The organism is Paenibacillus donghaensis (assembly GCF_002192415.1).
Taxonomy (GTDB): domain Bacteria; phylum Bacillota; class Bacilli; order Paenibacillales; family Paenibacillaceae; genus Paenibacillus_AQ; species Paenibacillus_AQ donghaensis.
The window spans coordinates 5,122,003-5,148,308 of the sequence record NZ_CP021780.1 but is presented as its reverse complement, the minus strand read 5'-3'; the positions used below and the strand labels follow the sequence as shown (position 1 = coordinate 5,148,308).

General features: G+C 49.6%; 20 protein-coding genes and 3 tRNA genes. 19 read left to right on the top strand and 4 right to left on the bottom strand.

Annotation, left to right across the window (positions count from 1 at the left end; translation table 11 throughout):
* The first annotated feature begins 329 nt into the window (after positions 1 to 329).
* The 13 genes from pyrR to B9T62_RS23530 all read left to right on the top strand — a co-directional run bounded on the left by pyrR (position 330) and on the right by B9T62_RS23530 (position 12,997).
* Positions 330 to 914: a bifunctional pyr operon transcriptional regulator/uracil phosphoribosyltransferase PyrR gene (gene pyrR, locus B9T62_RS23585; RefSeq protein WP_087917523.1), complete on the top strand. Its 585-nt coding sequence runs from the start codon at positions 330 to 332 to the stop codon at positions 912 to 914.
* A gap of 1 nt (position 915) precedes the next feature.
* On the top strand, positions 916 to 1,824 hold the full coding sequence (locus B9T62_RS23580) for an aspartate carbamoyltransferase catalytic subunit (RefSeq protein ID WP_087917522.1): 909 nt from the start codon (positions 916 to 918) through the stop codon (positions 1,822 to 1,824).
* Positions 1,825 to 1,926: 102 nt separating this feature from the next.
* Positions 1,927 to 3,210: a dihydroorotase gene (locus B9T62_RS23575; protein WP_087917521.1), complete on the top strand. Its 1,284-nt coding sequence runs from the start codon at positions 1,927 to 1,929 to the stop codon at positions 3,208 to 3,210.
* Between the two features lie 38 nt (positions 3,211 to 3,248).
* On the top strand, positions 3,249 to 4,427 hold the full coding sequence (gene carA, locus B9T62_RS23570; protein ID WP_087917520.1) for a glutamine-hydrolyzing carbamoyl-phosphate synthase small subunit: 1,179 nt from the start codon (positions 3,249 to 3,251) through the stop codon (positions 4,425 to 4,427).
* Position 4,428: 1 nt separating this feature from the next.
* Positions 4,429 to 7,650 carry a carbamoyl-phosphate synthase large subunit gene (carB, locus tag B9T62_RS23565; RefSeq protein ID WP_087917519.1) on the top strand — a complete coding sequence of 1,074 codons (3,222 nt, stop codon included), beginning with the start codon at positions 4,429 to 4,431 and terminating at the stop codon, positions 7,648 to 7,650.
* Between the two features lie 196 nt (positions 7,651 to 7,846).
* Positions 7,847 to 8,563, top strand: coding sequence for an orotidine-5'-phosphate decarboxylase (gene pyrF / locus B9T62_RS23560; protein WP_425436702.1), 717 nt, complete (start codon positions 7,847 to 7,849; stop codon positions 8,561 to 8,563).
* Positions 8,560 to 9,201 carry an orotate phosphoribosyltransferase gene (gene pyrE, locus B9T62_RS23555; protein ID WP_087917518.1) on the top strand — a complete coding sequence of 214 codons (642 nt, stop codon included), beginning with the start codon at positions 8,560 to 8,562 and terminating at the stop codon, positions 9,199 to 9,201. The genes pyrF and pyrE overlap by 4 nt, the downstream gene beginning before the upstream one ends.
* A gap of 924 nt (positions 9,202 to 10,125) precedes the next feature.
* Complete coding sequence (locus tag B9T62_RS23550; protein WP_087917517.1) at positions 10,126 to 11,034, top strand: ABC transporter ATP-binding protein; 909 nt, start codon at positions 10,126 to 10,128, stop codon at positions 11,032 to 11,034.
* Positions 11,031 to 11,825: an ABC transporter permease subunit gene (locus B9T62_RS23545; RefSeq protein ID WP_087917516.1), complete on the top strand. Its 795-nt coding sequence runs from the start codon at positions 11,031 to 11,033 to the stop codon at positions 11,823 to 11,825. Before B9T62_RS23550 ends, B9T62_RS23545 begins: the two co-directional genes overlap by 4 nt.
* A gap of 3 nt (positions 11,826 to 11,828) precedes the next feature.
* Complete coding sequence (locus B9T62_RS23540) at positions 11,829 to 12,437, top strand: TetR/AcrR family transcriptional regulator (RefSeq protein ID WP_087917515.1); 609 nt, start codon at positions 11,829 to 11,831, stop codon at positions 12,435 to 12,437.
* Between the two features lie 118 nt (positions 12,438 to 12,555).
* Positions 12,556 to 12,720, top strand: a complete 165-nt coding sequence (locus B9T62_RS40050; protein ID WP_169834431.1) for a hypothetical protein — start codon at positions 12,556 to 12,558, stop codon at positions 12,718 to 12,720.
* Between the two features lie 82 nt (positions 12,721 to 12,802).
* Positions 12,803 to 12,879: transfer RNA gene (locus B9T62_RS23535), tRNA-Met, on the top strand.
* 44 nt (positions 12,880 to 12,923) lie between these two features.
* Positions 12,924 to 12,997 (top strand) — tRNA-Ile (locus B9T62_RS23530).
* Positions 12,998 to 13,197: 200 nt separating this feature from the next.
* On the opposite strand, the gene B9T62_RS23525 is transcribed toward B9T62_RS23530, so the two are convergent.
* On the bottom strand, positions 13,198 to 14,913 hold the full coding sequence (locus B9T62_RS23525; protein WP_087917514.1) for a sensor histidine kinase: 1,716 nt from the start codon (positions 14,911 to 14,913) through the stop codon (positions 13,198 to 13,200).
* Between the two features lie 23 nt (positions 14,914 to 14,936).
* A complete protein-coding gene (locus B9T62_RS23520) occupies positions 14,937 to 16,457 on the bottom strand; it encodes a response regulator transcription factor (protein WP_087917513.1) in 1,521 nt (506 codons plus the stop codon).
* A gap of 223 nt (positions 16,458 to 16,680) precedes the next feature.
* Between B9T62_RS23520 and B9T62_RS23515 the strand changes: the two genes are divergently transcribed.
* The 5 genes from B9T62_RS23515 (at position 16,681) to B9T62_RS23495 (ending at position 23,431) form a co-directional block, all read left to right on the top strand.
* Positions 16,681 to 18,396, top strand: a complete 1,716-nt coding sequence (locus tag B9T62_RS23515) for an extracellular solute-binding protein (protein ID WP_157793987.1) — start codon at positions 16,681 to 16,683, stop codon at positions 18,394 to 18,396.
* Between the two features lie 21 nt (positions 18,397 to 18,417).
* Positions 18,418 to 19,308 (top strand): ABC transporter permease, encoded by an 891-nt coding sequence (locus B9T62_RS23510; RefSeq protein WP_087917511.1) that lies wholly within the window; start codon positions 18,418 to 18,420, stop codon positions 19,306 to 19,308.
* A gap of 158 nt (positions 19,309 to 19,466) precedes the next feature.
* Positions 19,467 to 20,204 carry a carbohydrate ABC transporter permease gene (locus B9T62_RS23505; RefSeq protein WP_245864020.1) on the top strand — a complete coding sequence of 246 codons (738 nt, stop codon included), beginning with the start codon at positions 19,467 to 19,469 and terminating at the stop codon, positions 20,202 to 20,204.
* A 71-nt stretch (positions 20,205 to 20,275) separates the two neighbouring features.
* Positions 20,276 to 22,531: an amylo-alpha-1,6-glucosidase gene (locus B9T62_RS23500; RefSeq protein WP_087917510.1), complete on the top strand. Its 2,256-nt coding sequence runs from the start codon at positions 20,276 to 20,278 to the stop codon at positions 22,529 to 22,531.
* An 834-nt stretch (positions 22,532 to 23,365) separates the two neighbouring features.
* Positions 23,366 to 23,431: transfer RNA gene (locus tag B9T62_RS23495), tRNA-Met, on the top strand.
* A 303-nt stretch (positions 23,432 to 23,734) separates the two neighbouring features.
* Here B9T62_RS23495 and B9T62_RS23490 read toward each other — a convergent pair.
* Together B9T62_RS23490 and B9T62_RS23485 are read right to left on the bottom strand one after the other, a co-directional pair.
* Positions 23,735 to 24,724, bottom strand: coding sequence for a hypothetical protein (locus B9T62_RS23490; protein ID WP_087917509.1), 990 nt, complete (start codon positions 24,722 to 24,724; stop codon positions 23,735 to 23,737).
* Complete coding sequence (locus B9T62_RS23485; RefSeq protein WP_087917508.1) at positions 24,721 to 25,215, bottom strand: RNA polymerase sigma factor; 495 nt, start codon at positions 25,213 to 25,215, stop codon at positions 24,721 to 24,723. Before B9T62_RS23485 ends, B9T62_RS23490 begins: the two co-directional genes overlap by 4 nt.
* A 447-nt stretch (positions 25,216 to 25,662) precedes the next feature.
* Here B9T62_RS23485 and B9T62_RS23480 point away from each other — a divergent pair, with 447 nt between their 5' ends.
* On the top strand, positions 25,663 to 26,022 hold the full coding sequence (locus B9T62_RS23480; protein ID WP_087917507.1) for a YmaF family protein: 360 nt from the start codon (positions 25,663 to 25,665) through the stop codon (positions 26,020 to 26,022).
* The last annotated feature ends 284 nt before the right edge of the window (positions 26,023 to 26,306 follow it).

Below are 26,306 nucleotides of genomic sequence, written 5' to 3'. Positions count from 1 at the left end.
CCGGTAGGCTTTTTTGTGGAATGAGTTGAATAACTTAAAAAAGGACAAGGTTCGCCTAAATAGGTTAACAGAGTTGACACACGTTACGAGTTCTGTCATACTTCTTTTAAATGAATAGCGCCTTTAATTCAGTCCCGTGAGGCTGGCAAGGTAACGTGAATCGAGGTTCGCGACTTAGGAAGAAATCCGCAGCAATGCGGGTGGTCTTTTTCTGCGCGCGGAGTTGTCCTCTTATGAATCTGCGGATTTCACTCCTTGCCTGTTTTGGGCAAGGAGTTTTTGGTTTCCCGGGAACATGAAATGGCGTACAAGCTGGAGGCTGACGAAACATGGCTACTGAGAAAAATGTCATTATGGATGAAACGGCAATCCGCCGCGCGCTGTCGCGTATTGCCCACGAGATTTTGGAGAAGAACAAGGGAATCGAGAATTGCCTGCTGGTTGGCATCCGCACCCGTGGCGTGTTCCTGGCCCAGCGGATCGCCGAACGTATCCGCGAGATCGAAGGCGCCGAGATTCCCTGCGGTGAGCTGGACATCACCCATTACCGCGATGACCGTCTGATGGACGGCGGTGTGATGCCGGAGACTGGGGATCTGGCCGTAGTCAAGAGCAATCTGATCATGACCTCCGGCAGCGGGCGCATCCACGATCAGACGATTATCCTCTTCGACGATGTGCTCTACACCGGCCGCACGATCCGCGCAGCGATGGACGCGCTGATGGACTGTGGACGGCCAAGAATGATCCAACTGGCGGTCCTGGCTGACCGGGGGCACCGCGAGCTGCCGATCCGTCCGGATTACATCGGCAAGAACGTCCCTACCTCCAAGCACGAGCAGATTGAAGTGGCCCTGAAGGAATATGACGGCAAGGATGAGGTCTACATTATTTCAAACCGGGAGGAACGCTAACATGATGACAGCAACCCAGGTGAAGCAGCGTAGTCTGCTGGGACTTAAAGATCTGGACGCCTCAGAGATCAGCCAATTGCTGAACCGGACGGCTTACTGGGACAACCAGAAGGAGAAGCTGACTCCGGTGCTGGAGGCCCATTTTATCTCCAACATGTTTTTTGAGAACAGCACGCGGACACGCTTCTCCTTCGAGATGGCCGAGAAACGGCTGGGTGCCCAGGTGCTGAACTTCACCTCCGCCGCATCGAGTGTGGAGAAAGGGGAGTCCATCTACGACACGGTACGCACGCTGGAATCGATGGGAATCGATGCAGGGGTGATCCGGCTGAAGCCTGCAGGCGTGCTGCAGCAGCTGGCCGAGAAGGTGTCGATCCCGCTGATCAACGCGGGCGATGGGAACAATGAGCACCCGACACAAGCGCTGCTTGACCTGTATACGATGAAGCAGGCTTTTGGCGAACTGAAGGGGCTTAAGGTGTCGATCATTGGGGATATTATGCATAGCCGGGTGGCCCGCTCCAACCTGTGGGCCTTAACCAAGCTGGGAGCGCAGGTGCAGTTCTGCGCTCCGGAGAATATGAGAGCGTCGGAGCTTGCAGCCTATGCGCCGTATGTATCCATAGAAGAAGCGCTGAAGGCGGATGTGGTTATGATGCTGCGCGTGCAGCTGGAACGGCATGCTTCGGACATGCTGCAATCAGCCGAGGATTACCGCAGACAATACGGATTGACTGAGGAACGCGCCTCCAAGCTGGACAAACACACCATCATTATGCACCCGGCTCCGGTGAACCGTAATGTGGAGATTGACGATGCGGTCGTAGAGAGCAGCCAATCGCTGATCTTCCCGCAGATGGCGAACGGGGTGCCGGTACGGATGGCCGTGATTGAACGGGCGCTCCTCTGAAATAGCTGACATAAATGTATTAATAAATATACACAAAGATGAATTTTTATTATATAATAATCAAAGAGCTGGCGGCTGCGGCCTGCCGGTAAAAGGAGAGTTATGACCGTGATTATCAGAAACGCGAGCGTGTTGAACGAGCAAGGCGTGCTGGAGCGTAAACATATCGTTGTGGAAAAGGGCGTGATTACCGCGCTGATCGACGGAAATCAGGAGACGGCTGGAGAGGCTGAAATCATTGAAGCCGAAGGCAAGCTGCTGATTCCGGGGCTGATCGATATGCATGTGCATCTACGGGAGCCGGGCTTCGAGCATAAGGAAACGATCGAAACAGGCAGCCGTTCGGCAGCGAAGGGCGGCTTCACCACCATCGCCTGCATGCCGAACACCCGCCCGGTCACGGACAGCGCGGAAGTCGTACAGCTGGTGAAGGAGAAGGCGCGTGAAGCTGGTCTGGTGAAGGTGCTGCCTTACGCAGCGATCACTGTTGGTGAGCTGGGCCGCGAGCTGACTGACTTCACGGCGCTGAAGGAAGCCGGAGCCATTGGCTTCACAGACGACGGAGTCGGCGTGCAGAGCGCGCAGATGATGAAGGATGCGATGAAGATTGCCGCCGGAATGGATATGCCGATTATCGCCCATTGCGAGGACAACTCGCTGGTGGTCGGCGGCTGCGTAGCCGAGGGCACATTTGCCGACAAGCATGGCTTGATCGGCATTCCGAATGAGTCGGAGGCGATCCATGTGGGCCGCGACATTCTGCTGGCCGAGGCGACAGGCGTGCATTACCATGTCTGCCATGTCAGCACCGAGCAGTCGGTGCGGCTGATCCGCCAGGCCAAGGAGATTGGCATCAAGGTAACCGCTGAGGTCTGCCCCCACCATCTGCTGCTGGCCGAGGAGGACATTCCCGGCCTTGATGCCAACTGGAAGATGAACCCGCCGTTGCGCTCGCGCCGTGATGTCGAGGCTTGCATCGCCGGGCTGCTGGACGGCACGCTCGATATGATCGTGACCGACCACGCCCCGCACAGCGAAGAGGAGAAAGCCAAGGGCATGGAGCTGGCACCGTTTGGCATCGTCGGCTTCGAGACGGCGTTCCCGCTGCTGTACACAGCTTTTGTAGCCACAGGCAAATGGGATCTCTCGCTGCTGGTGCAGCGCATGACGGCTGACCCGGCCCGTGTCTTCAGATTGAATACTGGCAGCCTGACGGTCGGCGCACCTGCTGACCTGACCCTGATTGATCTGGAGCAGGAGAAGGAAGTTGACCCGGCGGCTTTTGCCAGCAAGGGACACAATACCCCATTTGGCGGCTGGAAGCTGAAGGGCTGGCCGGTTATGACCTGGGTGGACGGCAAAAACGTATGGAATGAGCTCAAGTAACGGACTCTTATTATAGAAACAAGAAGGAGTGGAAGTGAATGCAGGCGAGATTGCTGCTACAGGACGGCACGCTTTTTACAGGTACCGCATTTGGCGCTGAGGGCGAGAAGACAGGCGAGGTTGTATTTAACACAGGGATTACAGGCTATCAGGAGGTGCTGTCAGACCCTTCCTACTGCGGGCAAATCGTCACCATGACATATCCGCTGATCGGGAACTACGGGATCTCGCGCGATGATTTCGAATCGGTACGGCCTTTTGTGCACGGTTTTGTGGTGCGCAGCCATGAAGCGGTCCCAAGCAACTGGCGCGCTGAATACAGTGTGGACGATCTGCTTAAGGAATATGGCATTCCTGGCATCAGCGAAATCGACACCCGTATGCTGACCCGCATTATCCGCCACTATGGCACCATGAAAGCGATCTTGACCACTTCCAATAAACGGGTTGAGGAATTAATGGAAATGATGGGCGACACCAGCATTGAAGAGCTGCGCAACCAGGTGGCACGGACCTCGACAGCGAGCGCATACAGCAGCCCTGGCAACAAGGAACGGATCGTACTGGTGGATTATGGCGCCAAAACAGGCATCCTGCGCGAGCTGAACAGCCGCGGCTGCGATGTGGTGGTTGTGCCGCATGACGTCACTGCCGAAGAGATCCGCCGCCTGAACCCGGATGGCATTCAGCTGTCCAACGGTCCCGGGGACCCGAAGGACGTGCCTTATGCCGTCCAGACCATCTCCGAGCTGCTCGGCGAATATCCAATCTTCGGCATCTGCCTCGGGCATCAGCTGTTTGCACTGGCCTGCGGCGCGGATACCGAGAAGCTGAAGTTCGGCCACCGCGGAGGCAACCATCCGGTTAAGGAACTGGAGAGCGGACGCTGCTTCATTACCTCCCAGAACCATGGCTACACCGTTAATGACGACTCCGTGAAGAGCACGGAGCTTGAGATTACCCATATCAACAACAATGACAAGACCGTCGAAGGACTGAAGCATACCCGTTACCCCGCATTTTCGGTGCAATACCATCCGGAAGCGGCGCCGGGACCGCATGACAGCAGCTATCTGTTCGACCGTTTCCTGCAGCTGATTCGTGACCACAAGGCGAATACGCCAGTGCAATCGCGTCAGGCGCAGCTTGCCGCCAATGCCAGAATCACGGCACCGAAACCAGCACCGCAGCGTGAAGCCGTGAAAGGAGCTCTATAACATGCCAAAGAATGATAAACTCAAAAAAATCCTCGTCATCGGCTCCGGTCCGATTGTAATCGGCCAGGCGGCCGAGTTCGACTATGCCGGAACCCAGGCCTGCCAGGCGCTGAAGGAAGAAGGCGTAGAGGTGGTGCTGATCAACAGCAACCCGGCTACGATTATGACCGATACCAATATGGCTGACAAAGTATATATTGAACCGATTACCCTTGAATTCGTAACAGGCATCATCCGCCAGGAGCGTCCGGATGGACTGCTGCCTACCCTGGGCGGACAGACCGGCCTGAACATGGCCGTAGAGCTGGCTCGCGCGGGCGTACTGCAGCAGGAGAATGTGAAGCTGCTGGGTACACAGCTGGAGTCGATTGAGAAGGCTGAAGACCGTGACCTGTTCCGCGACCTGATGCGCGAGCTGGACCAGCCGGTGCCGGAGAGCACGATCGTCACCACGCTGGAGGAAGCGATGAGCTTCGCCGAAGGCATCGGTTTTCCGCTGATCGTGCGTCCAGCCTATACGCTGGGCGGCACAGGCGGCGGGATCTGCGACAATGAAGAGGAGCTGCGCGAGACGGTTAAGGCGGGAATCCGCTACAGCCCGATTGGACAATGTCTGGTGGAGAAGAGCATCGCCGGCCTGAAGGAAGTAGAGTACGAGGTTATGCGTGATAAGAATGATAACTGTATCGTGGTCTGCAACATGGAGAACTTTGATCCTGTAGGCATACATACTGGTGACAGTATCGTTGTAGCCCCGAGCCAGACGTTGTCCGACCGTGAATACCAGATGCTGCGCAGCGCTTCGCTGAAGATTATTCGCGCGCTGAACATCGAAGGCGGCTGCAACGTGCAGTTCGCGCTTGATCCGCAGAGCTTCCAGTATTATGTCATTGAAGTGAATCCGCGCGTCAGCCGCTCTTCGGCGCTCGCTTCCAAGGCTACCGGTTATCCGATTGCCAAGATGGCCGCCAAGATTGCGCTGGGCTACACGCTTGACGAAATCGTCAACCCGGTTACAGGCCAGACCTATGCCTGCTTCGAGCCTACCCTGGACTATATCGTCAGCAAAATCCCGCGCTGGCCGTTCGACAAGTTCACCCATGCGAACCGCAAGCTGGGCACCCAGATGAAGGCGACCGGTGAGGTAATGGCGATTGGCCGTACCTTCGAGGAATCGATTCATAAAGCGATTCGTTCCCTGGAGATCGGCGTACACCGCTTCCGCCTGCCGGGTGCGGAGAGCCTGGAGGACAGCGTGCTGCATGCACGGCTGGCCAAGGCCGATGATGAGCGGCTGTTCCTGATCGCCGAAGCATTCCGCCGCGGCATGACGCTTCAGGAGATCCAGGACATGACGAACATTGACTGGTGGTTCCTGTCCAAGATTGAAGGACTGGTCAGCTTCGAGGAGGTTATCCGCGGCGAAGCCAGTCTGACACCGGAGACGTTGTACCAGGCGAAGCGCAAGGGCTTCACGGATAAGGCGATTGCCGAGATCCGCGCCGAAGGCAACCCTGCGGGCGAGCTGACCAAGGAGTCCGAGGTGCGTGTGTTCCGGCTGCAGCAGGGACTGGTTCCAGTCTTCAAAATGGTCGATACCTGCGCGGCTGAATTCGAAGCCTCCACCCCATATTATTACTCCACCTATGAGACGGAGAATGAAGTCATTCATTCCGACAAGCAGAAGGTGATTGTGCTTGGCTCCGGTCCAATTCGGATCGGCCAAGGCATTGAGTTCGATTATTCTACCGTGCATGCGGTCTGGGCGATCCAGAAAGCGGGCTACGAAGCAGTAATTATCAACAACAACCCGGAGACGGTATCTACCGACTTCAATACCTCGGACCGGCTGTATTTCGAGCCGTTGTTCTTCGAGGACGTAATGAACGTTATCGCCCAGGAGAACCCGATTGGCGTGATCGTCCAGTTCGGCGGACAGACGGCGATTAACCTCGCAGCGCCGCTGAGCGCCGCCGGTGTGAACATTCTTGGCACCAGCCTTGCGAGCATCGACGAAGCCGAGAACCGCAAGAAGTTCGAAGCGCTGCTGAGCCGCCTGAACATTGCCCAACCTAAGGGCAAGACGGTTATCAATATCGATCAGGCTGTGGAAACCGCGCAAGCGCTCGGTTATCCAGTACTGGTCCGTCCTTCCTATGTGCTTGGCGGACGCGCGATGGAAATTGTCTATAACGATACAGAACTGCTGAGCTACATGGTGGAAGCGGTGAAGGTCAATCCGGAGCATCCGGTGCTGATCGACCGTTACATGCTGGGTAAAGAGGTTGAGGTAGATGCCATCTGCGACGGAGATACGGTTGTCATTCCGGGCATCATGGAGCATGTGGAGCGTGCAGGCGTTCACTCCGGTGACTCGATCGCTGTGTATCCGCCGCAATATCTGGATGAAGGCCTGAAGCAGCAGATCGCTGACATTACGATCCGCATTGCCAAGGAACTCAAGACGATTGGACTGCTCAACATCCAGTTCGTTATTTACCAGAACGAGGTTTATGTCATTGAAGTGAACCCGCGTTCCTCGCGTACAGTTCCATTCCTCAGCAAGGTGACCGGCATTCCTATGGCCCATCTGGCGACCAAAATCATTCTCGGCAGCAAGCTGAAGGATGACGGGTACACGGAAGGGCTGTGGCCGGAAAGCGACTACGTATCGGTAAAAGTGCCGGTGTTCTCTTTTGCCAAGCTGCGCCGTGTAGAACCAACTCTGGGACCAGAAATGAAGTCCACCGGTGAGGTGATGGGCCGCGACAAGCTGTATGCGAAGGCCTTATATAAAGGTCTGATCGGAGCAGGTATGAAAATCCCGGCAACCGGCGCGATCATTGTGACGGTAGCGGACAAGGACAAAGCAGAAGCTGTGCAGCTGATGAGAGGCTTCCACGCCATGGGCTACAAGATCATCGCCACCGGCGGTACAGCCAGTGCGCTGGAAGAAGCAGGCCTGAATGTAATGAACGTCAACAAGCTGGATGAAGGCGAGCCAACGATTCTGGATCTGATCCGCAGCGGCCAGGCGAACTTTGTCTTCAACACGCTGACCAAAGGCAAAACACCGGAGCGTGACGGCTTCCGCATCCGCCGCGAGGCGGTCGAGAACGGCGTGGTCTGCATGACCTCGCTGGACACGGTTACTGCGCTGCTCATCATGCTGCAGACGATCAACTTCTCCTCGGAGTCGATGCCTGCTTTTATCGGACAGTAAGGGAAGTTAGGGCAGCAGCAACTATAGGGTGACAATCAAAGACGGTTTGCGTGCATTCGCAGACCGTCCCGCTATGCCCGGAGGTTTATCCATTACATGCGGCAGGTCCGCAGAGGACAGGAGTGTTAAGGCAATGGCACAAGCAGAAGGACAACAGGTGGCAGGCATCCAGGCGCTGAGCGCCCATCAGGAGAGCATGGCGCGGCGGCTGATGGTTGCCCTGGATTATCCCGACGTTGCACAGGCAAGGGTGCTGATGAAGCAGCTGGCGGGCATCTCCTGCTACATGAAGGTCGGCATGCAGCTGTTCTATGCAGCTGGACCGGAGTTTATCAGAGAGCTGAAGGCCAGCGGCTATGCTGTCTTTCTGGATGTCAAAATGCATGATATCCCCAACACAGTCAAAGGCGGCGCAGAGAGTCTGACCCGGCTCGGCGCGGATATGTTCAACGTGCATGCCGCCGGAGGCACGGCGATGATGGAGGCGGCGGTAGCGGGAGCTGCGGCTGCGGTAGCCAGCGACGCAGCTCTGCGGATGCCGCAGATTATTGCGGTGACCCAGCTGACCAGCACGAGCCGGGATGTGATGAACGGCGAGATCGGCATTGCCGGCGAGGTAGCGGACACGGTGGTCCGCTACGCCAAGCTGGCGGCGGCGGCCGGACTGGCCGGCGTGGTGGCTTCGCCGCAGGAGTCGGCGGCTGTCGCAGCGGCCTGCGGCCCGGACTTCTGCACGGTGACCCCGGGCATCCGCCCGGCAGGCGCCGCGCTTGGCGACCAGTCACGGGTGATGACCCCGGGACAAGCGATCCGCCAGGGCAGCCATTACCTGGTGGTGGGACGGCCCATTACGGCTGCCGAAGACCCGCGGCAGGCGGTATTAAGCATAATTAAGGAGATGAGCGAAGCATGAGCCCATTATTGAATAAAAGTGAACAAATCGCACGTTATCTGCTGCAGATTGGAGCGGTAGCCCTGCGTCCGCAGGACCCGTTCACATGGACCTCGGGGATCAAGTCCCCGATCTATTGCGACAACCGGCTGAGCATGGCTTATCCCGAGGTGCGCAGCTATATTGCTGACGCTTTTGTCGAGCTGATTGCCGGCCAGTATCCGGGCACGGAAGTGATTGCCGGAACCGCAACCGCCGGGATTCCGCATGCCGCTTGGGTGGCGGATAAGCTGAAGCTGCCGATGGCGTATATCCGTGACAAGGCCAAAGGCCACGGCAAGCAGAATCAGATCGAAGGCCTGATCACTCCGGGCCAGAAGGTAATCGTGATCGAGGATCTGATCTCCACCGGCGGCAGCTCGATCAAGGCGGCACAGGCTGTGCAGGAAGCAGGCGGCGAAGTGCTGGCTGTGCTGGCCATCTTCAGCTATGAGCTGGACCGCGCCGTAGACGGCTTCGCCGCAGCTGAGCTGCCGCTGCAGAGTCTGTCCAGCTACAGCACGCTAATCGACGTAGCCCTCGCAGAGGGCAAGATTGTCGCCAGCGATGTGGAGCTGCTGAAGTCCTGGCGGGAGAACCCGGCAGCGTTTGGGGTTTAGAGCAGTTATCGAACAGATAAAGAACAGATAAAGAACAGATAAAGAACAGATAAAGAACAGATAAAGAGCAGATAAAGAACAGCAATAGCAGTGGTCCACAACTGCAAACCTAACAGCACAAGCGATTCTCCGGCAATTGGGGAGTCGCTTGTTTGCGTTGGCTGCCGGGTGGCTGCCAATAATTCAGAAAAGTAGCTGCCCTTGCAGCACCTAAGACTTGCGGAACCCTCCTCCCTTCCCGTACCTCATCGAATTTCCATACTGAGACCAACTAGCGGTACAACTTCCTGCTAATTCCTCAATGCAGCTAAGCAGTGACCCATTACAGCAACGATAGGAGTGGATCAGACACCAAAGTTGCTGGGTGAGTAGACACCTCGGATTCAGATCCTCCTGAAACTACAGTAGTAACAGTAACCATGAAGTGAACCTTGTGCTTATGCAGCATCGCCCGTCCGTCCCCCGGAGCCCCGTCCGTCCCCCGGAGCCCCGTCCGTCCCCCGGAGCCCCGTCCGTCCCTCCCGTCCCGCTCCCCGGACCAACATCCTCACCGACCCGGAGCAAAAGCCTGCAAAAGTGCAGGCTTTTCCGGGGATTTGGCCTGTTCTGTTTATTTACCTGCAAAAGTGCAGGAATTTCTTGAGGAAATGGCGCACCAGCGACATATCGTCCTAAAAAACTGCAGATTTGCAGGTTTTTACTCAAAGTAGCGGTGGAGTGCGAAAAAACCTGTATTTTTGCAGGAATTTATACCCTACAACGTACGGGAACCTAAAATGAATAAAACGAAGTGTGAAAAATCAGGCTATTTTGCTGCGGAAATATACCCGATTAGTAATTATGTAATAATAATTATTGACACATGACCTTTAGTGATGAATTATTATACTTAAATTAATAAATTAGTATAAAAGGAGCCGGACGATGAATGTGATTGATCTGATCGACATCACCAAGAAATACGGCAGCTTCAGGGGAGTGTTGGACCTGAACCTGCAGGTGAAACAAGGCGAGATATTTGGGTTTATTGGACCCAATGGTGCAGGAAAGTCTACAACCATCCGTATGCTGATGGGGTTGCTGTCCCCTGACAGAGGGCAGGTCCGTGTGCTGGGACAGCTGCTGGACCGGGAGCGCCCGCAGCTGCGGCGGAAGATCGGCTATTTGCCCTCCGAGATTATGCTGTACCCGGGGTTGAGCGGACGGGAGATATTGGCTTTCGCCGCTGCGGCCCATGGCATGAAGCTGGATGCCAGAGAGGTGAAGACGTATGCGGAGCGGCTGGACTGGAATCCGGACCGCAAGATCAGAACCTATTCGCTGGGCAACCGCAAGAAGCTGGGGATTGTGCTCAGCCTGCTGCACCACCCGGAGCTGATTGTGCTGGACGAACCGACGTCTGGTCTGGACCCGCTGATCCAGAATGAGTTCTTCAGCCTGCTCAAGGAGCGCAGCAGCGAAGAGGGAGTCACTGTTTTTTTCTCCACCCATGTGCTCTCCGAAGTCGAGAAGGTCTGCCAGCGGGTGGCTTTTATTAAGGAAGGGCAATTGAACCGGATCTCGGATATCGGTGAGCTTACGGACAGTGGAGATCATTTAATTAGTGTTGTATTTATGGAGGACGGCGATATGACGGAGCTATATAAGCTACGTGAGCTGGACGAACACGTGCTGTACGACGGGCAGCATCACCGCCTGCGGACCGGGAACCGGCTGCAGCAGACGCTTACCGCATTGTCTCAGCTTCCATTGAAGGCTATAACGGTGCGCCGGCCGACGATAGAGGAAATGTTCATGGAAGATTACCGCAAAGGTGAGGTGAAGCAAGCATGAAATGGAATCTAATTAAACAAGAATGGCGGCAGAACGCGCGCGGCTTCTGGATCTGTCTTACTACTCTGCTGCTGCTGATTGTGCTGCTGCTGAGCAAAGCGGATGCCTTTATCGGTAACCCTGATATGACGAAGCTCCTGGACAGTCTGCCGCGGGCGCTGAGAGATGCATTTGGCATTGATGGTGACAGCTTCGCCAGTTTCGAGGGGTATGCGGCAAGCCAGGTCTATCCTTATGCCATGCTGACGCTGGCCTGTTTCTCGGCCGTCTGGGCCGCAGGCACAGTGGTCAAAGAGCGTGACCGGGGAACCGGGGAGTTCCTCTTCACCTTGCCCTATAGCCGACTGAACATTTTTTTCTCCAAAATCGTTGCCCAGCTGGTGCTGATCAGCCTGATCTTTGTCATTTGCAGCGCGGTGACCTGGTTGCTGGGAGCAGCTACGGTTGGGGTGGAGTCGCCATCTGGCCTGCTGCTGATGCTGTTCTCCGGGTACCTGCTGACGCTGGCTTTTGCCGGAATGGGTTATGGATTAACCAGCTGGTTCCAGGGAGAGCGTGCGGCTTGGTCGACTGCACTGGGTCTGGTGCTTGGCAGTTTCATGCTGAATATGTTCTCCGGCGGTGAGTTGGTGGATACGGTTCGTAATCTGTCGCTGTTTCGGCTCTTTGATCCGGCCAGTCTTGTGAGAGGAGCAGGCTTGACAGCCGCCGGGTGTACCGTTACATTAGGGCTATATATTGCCGGAATCGCCCTGGGCGCGTTCACGTTACGGAGAAGGGACTTATTATAAAAGATGGCGAGCAAGAAGCAGGCGGTAATTGAAGCAGGCACGCGTTTATTCTATAGTCAAGGGATTCTGCAGACCAGTATGGAGCAGATTGCGGAAGCTGCTCCGGTGGCCAAGATGACGATTTATAATTATTTTCAGAGCAAGGAAGGCTTGCTTGATGCGGTGATCGACAATCTGCTGGAAACGTTAATGACGCTGTCCCGTGAAGTGATGGATTCGGCCCAGAACCCGCTGGAGGCGCTGTCGCTGTTCTACCATGACCGTGACCGGTTCGCGATGGATATCTCTGAGACTTTCATCCGTGACCTGATGACCTCCTTCCCGGACCAGCTGACCCGGATGACTGAGTTCAACCGCAAGGTCGTTATACCTGAGTTCGAAAGCCTGATCTTTAAGGGCCAGCAGCTGGGCCAGATCCGCAAAGATATTTCCCCCCATATTCTGATCACTTTCGTGACCTTTATGAAGGAATTCGCCAAACGCCCCGATCTCTACGACGGCATGGGCAGTCTGGATGTGCTGAGCGAGCAGCTGATGACGATCCTGTACCACGGGATTATCCATCCGGATCATAAGGTGGCCGGGGATGGCGCGCTTGGGAATTCCCTCTAATTCCCGTAACCATATCGAAGGGGTTGTGCGGATTCGTTTGGCTTTTTTTTCGCATACTGGGCATGCTAAGTTCAGAGCAGAGCATCAATCAACATGCGACTAAAGGAGAAGAACGAGCATGCATTGGATATACTTCGCGAAGCTGTTCCGGACCCGATTTCAAGCAGGCTGTCTGGCCAAAAGACTGGAGCAGGACGGTTGGATCTACGGCTATCATGACCCACGTTTTGTGGAAATTTACCGATCCCGTAAAGGACGATATGGTGTGCGCTTTCTGCCCTGAGAAGATTTGCTAATTCATCCTTGACTTAAACAGGGAAAGTGCTGTATATTATTTATTGTCGCTGTTTGAATATGTTTACTGACGCGGGGTGGAGCAGCCCGGTAGCTCGTCGGGCTCATAACCCGAAGGCCGCAGGTTCAAATCCTGCCCCCGCAACCAATTTATTCTTAAGCAGCCATTGTATATTCGGATAGTTTAGATCCGGGCCCTTAGCTCAGTTGGTTAGAGCGGTCGGCTCATAACCGATTGGTCACAGGTTCGAGTCCTGTAGGGCCCACTTCTCAAGAACCCTTACGTAGTAAGGGTTTTTTGCTGTGTTTGGGATTTCTTATGGTGTCTGAAAAGGAGCGGCTGAACTGTCAAAGCCTGCTGAGCCATGGAGCCAGCTCTCGGAAATCAACATTCCAGTGGGAAGAACTGCACTGGAACTGAACGTGGATATGGACGGTGACTTCTACGCGGCAAACATAGCGCCCTTTAGTCTACTTTAAGTTCTACATAAGGAATTTTGAGTGTAACTTGAGTCCCTTCTCCGACAACACTATTGATCGTCAGTCCATACTGTTCGCCGTACATTAGAATCGCTCGATCATTTACATTTTTAAGTCCATAACCTTTAGATTGAGATTTAAGCAAAAGAACAAGCCGCTCTTGCTCCACTCCAACCCCATTGTCAGTTATCTGTAGAACCATACTTTGCTCTTCTTTCTTGGCTGAGAGATGTATTATTCCATCACCGTCTTCACGGTTTTCAATTCCATGAATGATCGCATTTTCGACTAAAGGTTGGAGCATCAAATTGGGCATAAGGCAAGAAAGAATGGAATCATCAATCTGATAGTCCACTTTGAAATTGTTGTTGTGCATAATCAATTGGATATTAATATAGGACTGCACATTAAGAATTTCATCCGAAACCAATATAAGATTCTCTCCCTTATTGAGAGTAGTACGATAAAATGTTGATAAAAGCTGTGCCATTTCACTAATATCCGTCGCATGGATTCGCAGTGCTCTCCAATTAATTAAAGAGAGGGAATTGTAAAGGAAATGAGGGTTGATTTGCGCCTGCAGAGCTTTCATCTCATATTCCTTGCGTGCGATTTCTGCCACATACACAGTATCAATAAGAGTCTTGGTTTTCCCCACCATATTTCCAAATCCTCTGATCAGATCACCAATTTCATCTTTAGACTCGCTAGAGACTTTAATTTCCAAATTCCCTTCTCCAACAAGCTTCATGCTTTTATGCAGTCGATGAATAGGCAACATAATTCTACGAGAAAAGAGAGTGCCCGCCACCACAACTGCCGCGATGCAGGCGGCAATCATCAACAGGACGATCAAGGCAATCCACCATGCGGACTTTGTGATTAGACTTGTCGGCTTATATAAATATACGTTCCATCCCGCAAGCGGGACAGTAGAAGACAAGACGGTGTAGCTCTCTCCATGCCAATGCAACCTATCGGCTGTCTTAGCGGTAACCGGAATATCCGGATTTTCACGGTTAGCTCTCGAGGAATAGACGGTATTTCCGCTTGAGTCCAATATAATAATCTCCGAGCCGTGAGATTGGAGGGGCTCAAAAGTTGTGAATAGTTTATCATAGTTAACCCGTGCAAATAGAATATTATCTTTGGGATTTCTTTGTTTCGTGCTAAGGATTCTGCGGACACTATATATGTTTTTTTCACTGGCAGACCAAAGAACATCAACCGATTTCATTATATTCGGGTACCAGGAGGTTCTCCTTATTTCATCTATAGGGATTACGGTGTTTCCGTGTTGAGGTAAATTAGTCCCAGTATAAAGCGTGATTTGTTCTACACCAGGATTCAAGTAACGTGCGATATAGAAGTTTTGATCGATTACGTTAGTTAACTGATCATACATTTCATATTGACTGGTATAAGTGTTGTTCGCGGCATTTATAATTTCTTGATTGAAGCTCAGAAAGTTCATTAATTTATTATAAACATCTAGTAGATTGTTTACAGCTAAGACACTTTGAGTTAATGTGGCATTTAGATCGGCTTTTGATTGCTGCACTAAGAGTGACCTGGTTTTCGAGAAGCAAAAACTTCCGAGAACAATCACAGGAATCATACTTACCAGTAAAAAAGAAAGCTTTATTTTGGTTTGAAATCGAAAGTCACCGATTCTCTGTTTAAAAGCCCGCCATATCTGCATGCTATTCCTCTCCCAAGTTGATATTATTTCTGATTCAGCTGTCGGAATTTCTCAGGAGTTTGCCCGAAAAAATCTCTGAAATTTTGGCAAAAATAAGAAACGTTTTGGAATCCCACTTTATAGCAAATGTCCGATACTTTTAGATGTGTCTGCATCAGCAATTCTTTCGCTATTTTCATACGAACGTTTTTAATATACTTGTTTAATCCGTAACCCGTATTTTTCTTAAAAATTGAACTTAAATAATGAGGAGACAAATGTACCTTTGCAGCAAGAAGATCCAAACTCAAATCCTCGCCATAATGATCCTCGATGTACTGCTTTACAGAGGCAATATCTCGATTTAAAAATTCCGAACGGCTGTACTCTTGTTCAAGACGAGCAATACCTTCAAATATGATTTCTTTTATTTCCTTTAATTCTTCTGATTTGTATAGTTTTTCGATTTCTCGACTCAACTCTATTTCAGTGATAGGTGCTGAATAAGTCATAATTTCCTGATACAAAGAGGAAAACATATACTTGACATATAATTGAGAGAATTGAGGCTGCTTCGCATATTTTTGATACAATAAATCTGTATTGGCTCTAAGACTAAAAAAATCCCTATCCATCAAATCACTTCTGATTTTGTTTACTAAATCATTATCTGATAGTTCGGGGAGCCTATCATCAGAAAAATAAAAATCTTTTTTGACATCAAATACAAAATAATCCGGTGAGAAGAATCGGTATTCCATCAGTTGATCTAATTGAATCAGAGCCGTCGAAAGATCCGGTAACATGGTGATTTCATCATTAATAGCAAGGTAGCAATTCACTTTATATTTCTTTAGTATGCTGTCTCGTATATGCATGCCTAATTCATGGACTGAATAGAAAGACCATGATTGAAGCTGGGAGAACAGCAGCAGACTTTGACAATCATTTAGATTTAAGTAATCAATCTGCCCCTCTAACAAAGACAAGATAAATTCCTCGAAATCCGGTTCGACATTCTCAAAAAAATTCTTTTCAAATTCCATCAAAACCATTCCATGATAATGATTGGGTAGACCGAAAGAAACATCCTTCATTGGGGACGGCATTCCCAAGCCGTTAACCAGATTAAAAAGCACATGTTTCTTAACAAAACCTTGTTTAATTTGCGAAGCGACATTTTCCTGTTTTTGCTCCGTTAACTGATCAATTACTTTTTGCATGGAATTTTGAAATGCTTCAACATTGATCGGTTTGAGGAGATATTCAGAAACGCCGAGGGAGATGGCCGTTTTTGCATATTCAAATTCGGCGAAGCCGCTGAACAGAATAACTTTCAATTGGGATTGAAGGCTTAAAGCTTTTTTTGAAAGCTGCAGTCCATCCATTAATGGCATTCTAACATCAGTAAAGAGGATATCTACGGATTTTTGCTCTAAATAATCGAGAGCTTTTCGTCCGTTTTCCGCCGTTTCGACATGGAGGGGAAACCCCAGTTCATGAATGAGAAATTCAATACCCTCCCGTTCTTCCCTTTGGTCATCTACTACTAATATGCTTAACATTTCGGTCGTCCTCTCCAAGCGCAGTATGCCAAACGCAGCAATTCATTTTGATTGTACCATGTTTTAAATGAATTCATTTAGCGGGCAAAACAAGTTGCTTAAAGTGAGTTATATATTTGTGTAAAACGGAATTTATTTGCGTTTACGGTTAAATGGCCATAGTTCTACAATAAAGATGCAATAGAATATGGATTCCGTTCTTATAATTAAGGGGGTTTATGTAATGAAATCGAAAATTAAAAAGTCTGCTTCTATCTTGTTGACAGCGCTTTTAGCTGCTTCTCTCGCAGGCTGTCAAAACTCCAATAACAACAATACCACCCAAGATTCTGCGGTCAATTTGAATGATCCGGCATGGAAGAAAGCCATGACGACACCTTTTGAAGCCTATCCTGAAACCGTTAACTATACGGTTGGAGAGACAGCGACTAGCTATACGTCGCTTGCGGGGACATCTTATGAGGGAGATAATTCTACCAACAATGCTTGGACAAGATATTTTAAAAATAAACTCAACGTGCAAAACAAAGTTGCATTTGAAGCGAATGACGGCACGGATTATGTTCAAAAGGTTTCGATGGCCATTGTAGGGGGCACTATTCCCGACATCATGGTGGTTCCCGACCAGACCACCCTACAACAGCTCTATGATAACGATCTGATTGCGGATTTGACGGATGCCTATAAAAACTGTGCCAGCGACCGAATCAAGGAGATTTACGATTCCTATGATGGCCGTGTTCTGGAGACCGCCAGGTTTGACGGCAAAATAATGGCGCTGCCAACTACCGAAATTTCACACGGCCCGGGTGTGCTTTGGTTGCGTAAAGACTGGATGGACAAACTGGGCCTCTCCGAGCCCAAAACGATGGATGATGTAGAAAATATTATTACTCAATTTGTAGAGAAAGATCCCGGCGGCAATGGAGCCGGAAAAACGGTCGGTCTTGTGGTCGACAATGAAAATGTCGCCGGAATATCCGGGGGGCCATATGAATTGAACAACATTTTTGCGCTGTATGGCGCCTTCCCGAAACAGTGGATTAAGGATGGAAGCGGCAAGGCGGCTTATGGTTCCGTGCAGCCTGAAATGAAACCTGCCCTTGCAAAGCTGGCGGATATATACAAAAAGGGATTGATTGACCGACAATTCGCCGTGCGAACATCCGACGACCGAAAGGCGCTGCTTACCAGCGGAAAGAGCGGTTCGTTCATGGACAACTGGTGGGGAAGCTGGACGGTGGCGGATACGCTTAAACTGAACCCGAATGCCAAGTGGGTTTCTTATGTGGCTCCGCAATCGGAGGATGGCTCAGTTACGATGTTCACCGGCAATCCTTCGAGCAGTTACCTTGTGGTTCGGAAGGGGTTCGAGCATCCGGAAGTTGCTGTAAAAATGGCCAGCCTTCAGTTTGATTACCAACGTTATCTGGAAAAGGACACAACCGTTTTGAAGGAGTTTGAGGACTACAGCAGCAATAATATCGGAGGCTCTCCGCTGGCCATGAATATCGATTACTATGATGCATTTTACCGTAATGTCGGGATTTATGAGGATGCGCTAAAGACTGGTGACAGCAGCAAATTGCTCAGCAACATTGATAAGAACTCCTATCGCTCTTACAAGAAATATCTGGACAGTGTAAACAACGGAGAGAAGCCGGACTCGACCGCGTGGGCTGGGTATACTTCGAGCATCACAACTGCCAACCTGGTCAAGAATTCAAAGGTTAAGGAGATTAACCCTATCTTTTTTGGAACAACGCCTTCCATGGCGCTGAAGTGGCCGACATTGACGAAAATGGAGCTTGAAATGTATTTGAAGATCATTACCGGAGAGCAAACCCCCGATGCATTTGATAGTTTTGTGAGCAGTTGGGGAAAAACCGGCGGCGATGCGATTACAAAGGAAGTCAACGAAGCACTCACCTCCAAATGATGCTGAAAGAGATGATTCTTGATGAAAAATAAAAAAGACCAAACTGCGTTCCACCTTATGCTCGCACCGAGTATGGTATTCTTGATTATTTTCTCCTTCATTCCGATGTTCGGCATCGTAATGGCTTTTCAAAATTACATTCCGGCCAAAGGTATCAGCGGATCGCCATGGGTGGGACTTGATAATTTCAAGTTTATGTTTCAAATTCCCGACAGCAGGCAGATTTTAATCAACACCATGGTAATTGCCATATGGAAAATTATTGTGGGAACCTTTGTTTCGATTGTATTCGCCTTATTGTTAAATGAAATCCGCGTACGGTTTGCCAAAAAGTTTATGCAGACCGTTGTTTATTTGCCTAATTTTCTTTCCTGGGCCGTATTGGCTACAGTCGTGATGAATATTTTTTCGTACGAAGGTCCGGTCAACGCATTATTGGGATGGCTTGGCATTGATCCTATCTTGTTTATGGCCAGCAATCATTGGTTTAGACCTATGCTGGTGCTGACTGATGTGTGGAAAGGGTTTGGGTATGGCTCCATCATATACTTAGCCTCATTGACGGCTATTGATCCGGGACTTTATGAGGCGTCTTCCATCGACGGAGCCAATCGTTTTAAACAACTGTGGTATGTGACCTTGCCCGGCTTGATGCCTACCATATTACTTGTGACGACTTTAAATTTGCCCAATGTACTCAATGCCGGTTTTGACCAAATTTTCAATCTTTATAATCCCTTGGTTTACGCAACTTCCGATATTATTGACACTTATGTATACCGGGTAGGCTTAGTGGAGAGACAATACAGCTTGGGTACAGCCATCGGGCTCTTGCGGTCTGTTGTCGGAATCGTCCTCATTCTTTCTGCCAATAAGCTAGCTCAGAAGTTTACAGATTATCGAATTTTCTAAAGAGGGAGGTGTTTTCCATTTACGCGCATTCCATAAAAAGCCGAATTGCGGACAGCGTGATCTGGATATTGCTGTTAGCTTTCACTTTGTCCTGCCTGATCCCTTTAATTAATCTGGTTGCCATTTCGTTCAGTGACAACGCGGCGGTTTCTGCAAACATGGTAAGTATTTTTCCGGTGCATCCTACGTTCAGTTCCTATGAGAAGCTACTCTCGGACAGCCAGTTTTGGCGCTCATTTATGATTTCGGTAGAGCGGGTTGGCCTTGGTTTGATCGTCAACATGAGCCTGATGATTCTGGCCGCTTATCCGTTATCCAAAAGCTCAAAACAATTCCGGGCACAGAAGGTGTACATGAATATTGTGATTATCGCCATGCTGTTCTCCGGGGGTCTAATTCCAACCTTTATGGTAGTCAAAGGGCTTCATCTACTGGATTCTATCTGGGCTCTGATTCTGCCGGGAGCCGTGGCGGTCGGGAATGTCATTCTATTGATGAACGCGTTCCGGGCCGTGCCCAAATCCTTGGAGGAAGCTGCAACCATTGATGGGGCTTCGCAGTGGAGAATTCTCTCAACCATATACGTGCCTGTGGTGTTGCCTACAATTGCTACAGTAACGCTGTTCACGATTGTTGGGCATTGGAATGATTATTTCGGGGCTCTGGTCTATATTAACAAAACGTCAAACTATCCGTTGCAGACTTATATCCAGCAGCTCAGCATAGACGCGCAAAATATAACCGATCCGCAAAAGCTGATCGAATACGCCAAAATTTCGAACCGAACGCTAAATGCCGCCAAAATCGTTGTCTCAACATTGCCGCTGCTCTTAATTTACCCTTTTATGCAAAAATATTTTGTTACAGGAATTGTAGTAGGTTCTCTTAAAGAGTGATGTATAGAGTCATCATTCTATAATTCTTTTAGAAAATTAATTAGATGAAAATTTCACTTCGGAGGTAAGCAATGGCTAACAGATCAACAAGGAATGCTGAGCCTGAATCCAAGATTCTGGATGAAATGAAAATAGTCTCTCTTAATGAAGACAATCGTGGAATTTCCTTTACCAATAAAGAGGCTGCTTATTATTATACTCAATCCCACCGGAACAATCATGTGGAGCATGCTTATTTTGAGGGATTGAACATTTCGAAAAGTAGAATTTTTAGCGGTTATACCTTATTTGCAGATCACCTAGAACTGGATAACCAAGAAGGCGAAGTCTTCGTATACCCCTATAAAATGTTGCGCAGGCATGGAAGTTTGGCAGAAGAACTGTGGATGTTCGACTATAAAAATGTACTGGAAATTCGACTTACCGGTGCTCATAACACCATCGGGATTGAATTAAAGGGAGAACGGATCAGATTTCTGAGCCTTCATGAAGAGATTGTTTTTTTTAAGTCAATCGAAGGCGGGTGGGTTATTGCTGTAGGTGCGGCAGGTAACCAGCCGGCAGCAGTTGAGCATGGAATCGTCTACACCGATGCCAAAGCGGAAGGCTTCTATATAGCCGTGGGCAAAAACGCTGCCGAAGCGGCAGACCTGATTCAGAATACGAGACGAAATATCATTCTTTTGAAAAATGAACGGATTAAGCGGATGGAGAATTTCTTGCTGGAGAATGCCTATATCACCAGCAGCAGTGATTCACTCGCTTTATCTTTGAATTGGTTGAATATAACCATGGACCAGTTGGTAACCAGACAGCAGGGAGACGGAATCTATGCCGGTCTTCCCTGGTTTAACGAATATTGGGGACGAGACCAATTTATCGCTCTTCCGGGAGCCGTATTGGTAACGGGACAATTTGAAACGGCTAAACATATCTTGCTGTCCTTTGCGAAATTTCAGAACACCGATAATACCTCCAAATATTTCGGCAGAGTACCCAATATCCTTGCCTTGGAAAATGTGGATTATCATACAACCGACGGGACTCCGCGGTTCATTATCCAATTGCAGGAATATGTAAAATACTCGGGGGATACAGCGATTATTGCAGAGCTTTATCCGGCGGTGCAGAACAGTATAGAAGGCTCCATTAAGCATTGGGTGGACGATAAAGGCTACCTAATACACGATGACAACGAAACCTGGATGGATGCGCGCGATGCCAATCTGAAGTCCTACTCCCCCAGAGACAGCCGGGCCAATGACATTCAAGCGCTGTGGCACAATCAGCTCCGGGCCGGAGTCTACTTCGCCGAGTACATGAACGACACCGACAGCGCTCAGAAATGGAGCAGGATTGCTGACAAGCTCCAAAGAAACTTTGAAAAAGATTTTAGGGATCGAACGCATCCCTATCTTGCTGACCGACTGAACGCGGAAGATGAGCCGGAATTCTCGCTACGACCGAACCAGTTGTTTGCCTTGGACATGATTGAAGACGATCACTTTAAATGTAAAGTAATTTGTAAGGCATGGGAAGAACTCGTTTATCCATGGGGAGTTGCTTCGTTGGACCGAAATCATCCATTTTTCCATCCCTTTCACTTAACCAGTCATTATCATAAAGATGAAGCCTACCACAATGGTGCAGTTTGGATCTGGCTGAATGGTATAGCGATGCAGCGTATGATTGAATCCGGGCAGGAAGAAACTGCTTATAAACTGTTCAAGAATATGAACTGGCAAGCGCTGAATCTGGGAGTAGTCGGTGGACTGAGCGAGAATATGGATGCTTACCCGCAGGAAGGTCGGAATTGGGCCAAACTTACGGGTGCTTACCTGCAAGCCTGGTCCAATGCAGAGCAGCTGCGTGTTTGGTATCAATATTTTTTAGGTATCCGGCCCAACATGATTAATCGCACCCTTTCGATTGCCCCGCGAATTCCTATGGAAATTAAGGATGTACAGTCTCGCGTCAAAGTTGGAAACGGAACAATTACCGTAACCTATAAAGCCGCAGCGGAAGAAACGTATCTTTACGGGTTTAACGGAATTGAACTCACGGCAATTATTGATATATCTCCTTTTGAGGTCTTACAGGTTGAGGTAGAACCTGATTTTGAGCTGAAAGTAACCCGGACCGAACTTGCACTGACAGTTACACTGCTTGATAGTGCAGGAACAACAATCAAAGAGATTACCGAATCACGATTGCCTTTACGCGTTGAGCGGCAACTGGCCAATAATCAGGTATTTAAGAATGTTAAGTTTGCAGAGCCAAGGGGCTTGGAGAATCATTTACTTATAGCCCAAATGAATGACAAGTAGTAATAGTTATGGAAGCGAGAACGCCGTCTGCGAGCATTTGAGTCAGGAAGGCATCAAGCCAGCAACTTATAACAATCGGCTCGTGTATCTGCGGACTTTCTTGCTATCTCTGAGCTGATCTCTATTCATCCCGAGGAGTGGAAGCGCAAGGTACCGATATTCTGTACTAATGAAGGTAAACCTCTGACCAGACATACTTGGGTGACCGTGTAGAAATGTACGGCAAATTTTTCATTTGACTCCTCCTTATCCTTGAAAGAAGGACAGAGTCAAGTTTGCTCTGTCCTTTTAAGTTAGAGTGGTAAGGTAACATTTGGTACCCATACAACAGTATCATGTATGACGACCCCTATAATAGAAGAAAAGATACAGAATTTGTTACTACTTAGGACCCTGCGAGGATATAGAAGGTTTACTTGCGAAGGTTAGGGGATCGCACTACCGTAATCCAAACCCTCCCCACCCGGAACTTCAGGTAACCCACGTGCTAACGGACCGTATAGCTCCTATTTCCGCATTCCTGCGATGGTTTGGAGTCTAGCGGACCGCATAGCCTCTATATTGGAAAAACAGGCCCTAACTAGTGGGTTTTTGCCTGAATAGAGGCTCCTGAGTCCGTTAGACCTGCAAAACAGCCTTTTTACAGCAAATAGAGGCTCCTGAGTCCGTTAATAGTCTGAAAGTTAATCGCTGGTTACGGGCGACAGCCTTCCTTTGGTTATGCTCAGCCTCCTTGTCGCGCGGTGTGGTAGGACAGGCTCGAACGAGTAATACATGGAAAACAAGGGGGCTCTAAGTAATAACCAGAATTTAATTCATTTTATCGTTTCCCCAAGCTCAGTTGGTTAGAGCGGTCGGCTCATAACCGATTGGTCACAGGTTCGAGTCCTGTAGGGCCCACTTCTCAAGAACCCTTACGCTGTAAGGGTTTTTTGCTGTTTTAAGAGTGATGGATCACAACAAAATACCAGTTTAGAATAATGAGGAAATGGTAACGTTTTGGTCACGTTGGATGATTTATTCTTGCCATATCTAAGAAAATGTAAACATTGCTCGAATTAATCATCCGGGTCCTATTTCAAGAAAAAATATATTCGGAGACACCAAATGCAAAAATGCAGCATGCCTCATCGAGGTAGGGCTGCATTTTTTTGCATTTTGAAGGTCATTCCAAAGGCGAATCTCTTTTTCAGGTCCTCATTTTTACGGATTCATGGTATTCCATAGCGTTTGGAACGCACCGGACTCGACCTCGAAGAATACCGGTGCCTGGCCGTAGCGTACAAGCCCTTGACCGAACAGTGTCAGCTCTACCCGGGCTTTGTCTTCCAACTGCAGGTAGATGACCTTTCGGTCTTCGCTGTCATAGATGCCTTGCTCGATCAGTGGTTCTGCCGCCAGCGGTTTGGCTGTTTGGAGTGCCGTTACGAAGCCGTCAAGCGCTTCGCCGCTGGCAAGCGGCGCGTACTGCTGCAGACCGTTGTTCCAGCTATCGAAGCCTTCCCACTGAGCCGAAGTGATCCGGCCTGCGAGATTCAGCTTGCCGAACAGGTCGGCGCCGCTGTTTACGGTAATGCCGTTCGTATGCTCATACAGTTCGGCGTAAACCTCGCCGTTCATTTCCGTATAGGACATAAGTAGGAAGTCGGAATCGTATCCCTTCATGGAATAGATATCCGTCTCGCCGATGTTGGAGGCTAACTCGATATATTCGTCTTTACCGCTCCATTCGTTGATATCGCCTTTAGTCCGTCCGAGTTTGTCACCGCGTAGCGCGGCGGCATCAGCGGCATCGATGCGGGTCGCGGAATGTGTATAGATATTGCCCTTATAAACGACCAGAGCGATCATATCTGTCTTAGCACCAGATTCCGTATCCGGCAGTTGCAGCTTGGGAATGACGATGCTGCCGGACGTACCCGCATCAGACCTGACCAAGTCGGTTGCTGCTGGCTTCACCTGGGCCACCTGCACCGGTGAAGCCGGGTTGTTCAAATGCTTCCATATATTAGGTGAGGCCAGGCCGATCCCTGCGGCAAGTACAACGCTTGCCGCGATATAAACTGTCTTGTGTGGACGCTTCCGCACCTGCCGCTGCTCCAGCTTGTCGATCAATACTTTTTTCATCTCTTCACTCGGTTTCATGGAATCCACCGCTTTCTTGTATGTTGTTCGAAACTGATCTTCCCTCACTGCGTTTCCGCTCCTTCCAGCTCGAGTTTTAACAGCTGTCGTCCCCGTTGAAGCCTCATCTTCACGGCTGACTCGCTGATCTGTAGTATCTTGCTGATCTCCTGGATGCCATAATCCTCGTAATAATACAGATGGATAACGGTCTTATACTTCACAGGCATCGCCAGCACGAGCTGCAGCAGCACCAAATCCTCAGGGCTATCTGCTGTCACTGGATCTACGCCCTCCAGTTTGACCTCGCGCTTACGCCAGCCTCTGCCCAGTAGTGTTTTGCAATGATTGGTGATTACCCGGATCAGCCATGCCTTCTGATGTTCGGCATCCTTGAAATCTGGTGCTTTTTCCATCAGCTTGATGAAGGTATCCTGAGTGGCTTCTTCGGCATCCTCGCGGCTGCCCAGATGGACAATAGCAATCCGGAACAGCATTTCTGCGTAGGTTTCGTAACTCTTCAACACATGATTGACCGGCCGGTTCATGGAACGCTGCATGATGCTCTGCCCTCCTTTACTTATAACACCATTAAGGACGGCAGTTGGTCACATTTTGTTCCCGGAAACTTAGATCAGTGTCTGAGGTAAGTGAAATTTCAACTAGAGGAGGACGATTTCTGATGATGAAATCCAAGAACGAACGGTATTCTGTTCACTTTATTTTCACCGCGAATTCAAAAACGAATAAGTATACTGCTTCAGGTAAATTTGTACTTCAATAATAAAGATGCCCAGGTAGCTCCGGGACATCTTTATTTATGTAATCATAATAATAATGTCAGTTTTCTTGAAACGGGAGGTCAAATAGGGAGTATTGAATGACTATTAGCAGTTAGTGGGTAATCACAAAAAATTAATTGCATCCTGATAATGAATTTGCACTTATCCAAGTTTGCCTTAATAAGATGTTGTGAAGTCGCATAATTCTAAGGAGGCATACAACGGATGCAGAGGAAACGGCCTACAGTAAAGAAGATAAAAACAGGCTCTAAGGTACAGAGACACGTACATGAATTTGAAGGTAGCACTAAACTGGCTGAAGAAGGTGCAGATCGACACAACCATCGGTTTGCAGGTGTTACAGGACAAGCGATTCGGGTAGGAACGAGTCATGTCCATGAAATTGATTTGGAAAGAACTGATTTCCTGAACCATTTTCATAATTTGAAGAAGATTAGAACAGGACCAGCTATTTCCGTAGGAAACGGCAAACACGTACATTTTGTTACTGGTCAAACTACATTAAATGACGGTCACGTACATCAATTCAATTTCGCCACATTGATTCAATCACCGCTCATATAATGAAAATATTTATAAAAGAATAAATTTAGGCAGCAGTGGAAGTTTGAACTTTGCTCTAAGAGCTTGTCCTTTTTTTGGTGCGCCCAGCATGGGCGCTATCTCTAGGGTTGAAGTCCCGAATGGCGAAGGCAGTAGTAGCCATTAGCTTAAGGCAAGGGTGTCCACCGCGAGGTGGAATCGGAAGGAAGCCAGCGGCAAATCTCCGGTCTGAGGAACACGAACTTCATACAAGGCTAGCGTATGCTGGATGAGGTTGCCAAACAAACCAAAGCCCATACTGCCAA

What these genes read in the sequence shown, in the direction of transcription:
- B9T62_RS23550 (WP_087917517.1), top strand. Translation starts at nt 10,126, where the DNA reads ATGAATGTGATTGATCTGATCGACATCACCAAGAAATACGGCAGCTTC.
- carB (WP_087917519.1), top strand. Translation starts at nt 4,429, where the DNA reads ATGCCAAAGAATGATAAACTCAAAAAAATCCTCGTCATCGGCTCCGGT.
- B9T62_RS40050 (WP_169834431.1), top strand. Translation starts at nt 12,556, where the DNA reads ATGCATTGGATATACTTCGCGAAGCTGTTCCGGACCCGATTTCAAGCA.
- B9T62_RS23545 (WP_087917516.1), top strand. Translation starts at nt 11,031, where the DNA reads ATGAAATGGAATCTAATTAAACAAGAATGGCGGCAGAACGCGCGCGGC.
- B9T62_RS23485 (WP_087917508.1), bottom strand. Translation starts at nt 25,215, where the DNA reads ATGCAGCGTTCCATGAACCGGCCGGTCAATCATGTGTTGAAGAGTTAC.
- B9T62_RS23540 (WP_087917515.1), top strand. Translation starts at nt 11,829, where the DNA reads ATGGCGAGCAAGAAGCAGGCGGTAATTGAAGCAGGCACGCGTTTATTC.
- B9T62_RS23525 (WP_087917514.1), bottom strand. Translation starts at nt 14,913, where the DNA reads ATGCAGATATGGCGGGCTTTTAAACAGAGAATCGGTGACTTTCGATTT.
- B9T62_RS23505 (WP_245864020.1), top strand. Translation starts at nt 19,467, where the DNA reads ATGGTAAGTATTTTTCCGGTGCATCCTACGTTCAGTTCCTATGAGAAG.
- B9T62_RS23515 (WP_157793987.1), top strand. Translation starts at nt 16,681, where the DNA reads ATGAAATCGAAAATTAAAAAGTCTGCTTCTATCTTGTTGACAGCGCTT.
- carA (WP_087917520.1), top strand. Translation starts at nt 3,249, where the DNA reads ATGCAGGCGAGATTGCTGCTACAGGACGGCACGCTTTTTACAGGTACC.
- pyrF (WP_425436702.1), top strand. Translation starts at nt 7,847, where the DNA reads ATGGCGCGGCGGCTGATGGTTGCCCTGGATTATCCCGACGTTGCACAG.
- B9T62_RS23575 (WP_087917521.1), top strand. Translation starts at nt 1,927, where the DNA reads ATGACCGTGATTATCAGAAACGCGAGCGTGTTGAACGAGCAAGGCGTG.
- pyrR (WP_087917523.1), top strand. Translation starts at nt 330, where the DNA reads ATGGCTACTGAGAAAAATGTCATTATGGATGAAACGGCAATCCGCCGC.
- pyrE (WP_087917518.1), top strand. Translation starts at nt 8,560, where the DNA reads ATGAGCCCATTATTGAATAAAAGTGAACAAATCGCACGTTATCTGCTG.
- B9T62_RS23520 (WP_087917513.1), bottom strand. Translation starts at nt 16,457, where the DNA reads ATGTTAAGCATATTAGTAGTAGATGACCAAAGGGAAGAACGGGAGGGT.
- B9T62_RS23510 (WP_087917511.1), top strand. Translation starts at nt 18,418, where the DNA reads ATGAAAAATAAAAAAGACCAAACTGCGTTCCACCTTATGCTCGCACCG.
- B9T62_RS23480 (WP_087917507.1), top strand. Translation starts at nt 25,663, where the DNA reads ATGCAGAGGAAACGGCCTACAGTAAAGAAGATAAAAACAGGCTCTAAG.
- B9T62_RS23500 (WP_087917510.1), top strand. Translation starts at nt 20,276, where the DNA reads ATGGCTAACAGATCAACAAGGAATGCTGAGCCTGAATCCAAGATTCTG.
- B9T62_RS23580 (WP_087917522.1), top strand. Translation starts at nt 916, where the DNA reads ATGATGACAGCAACCCAGGTGAAGCAGCGTAGTCTGCTGGGACTTAAA.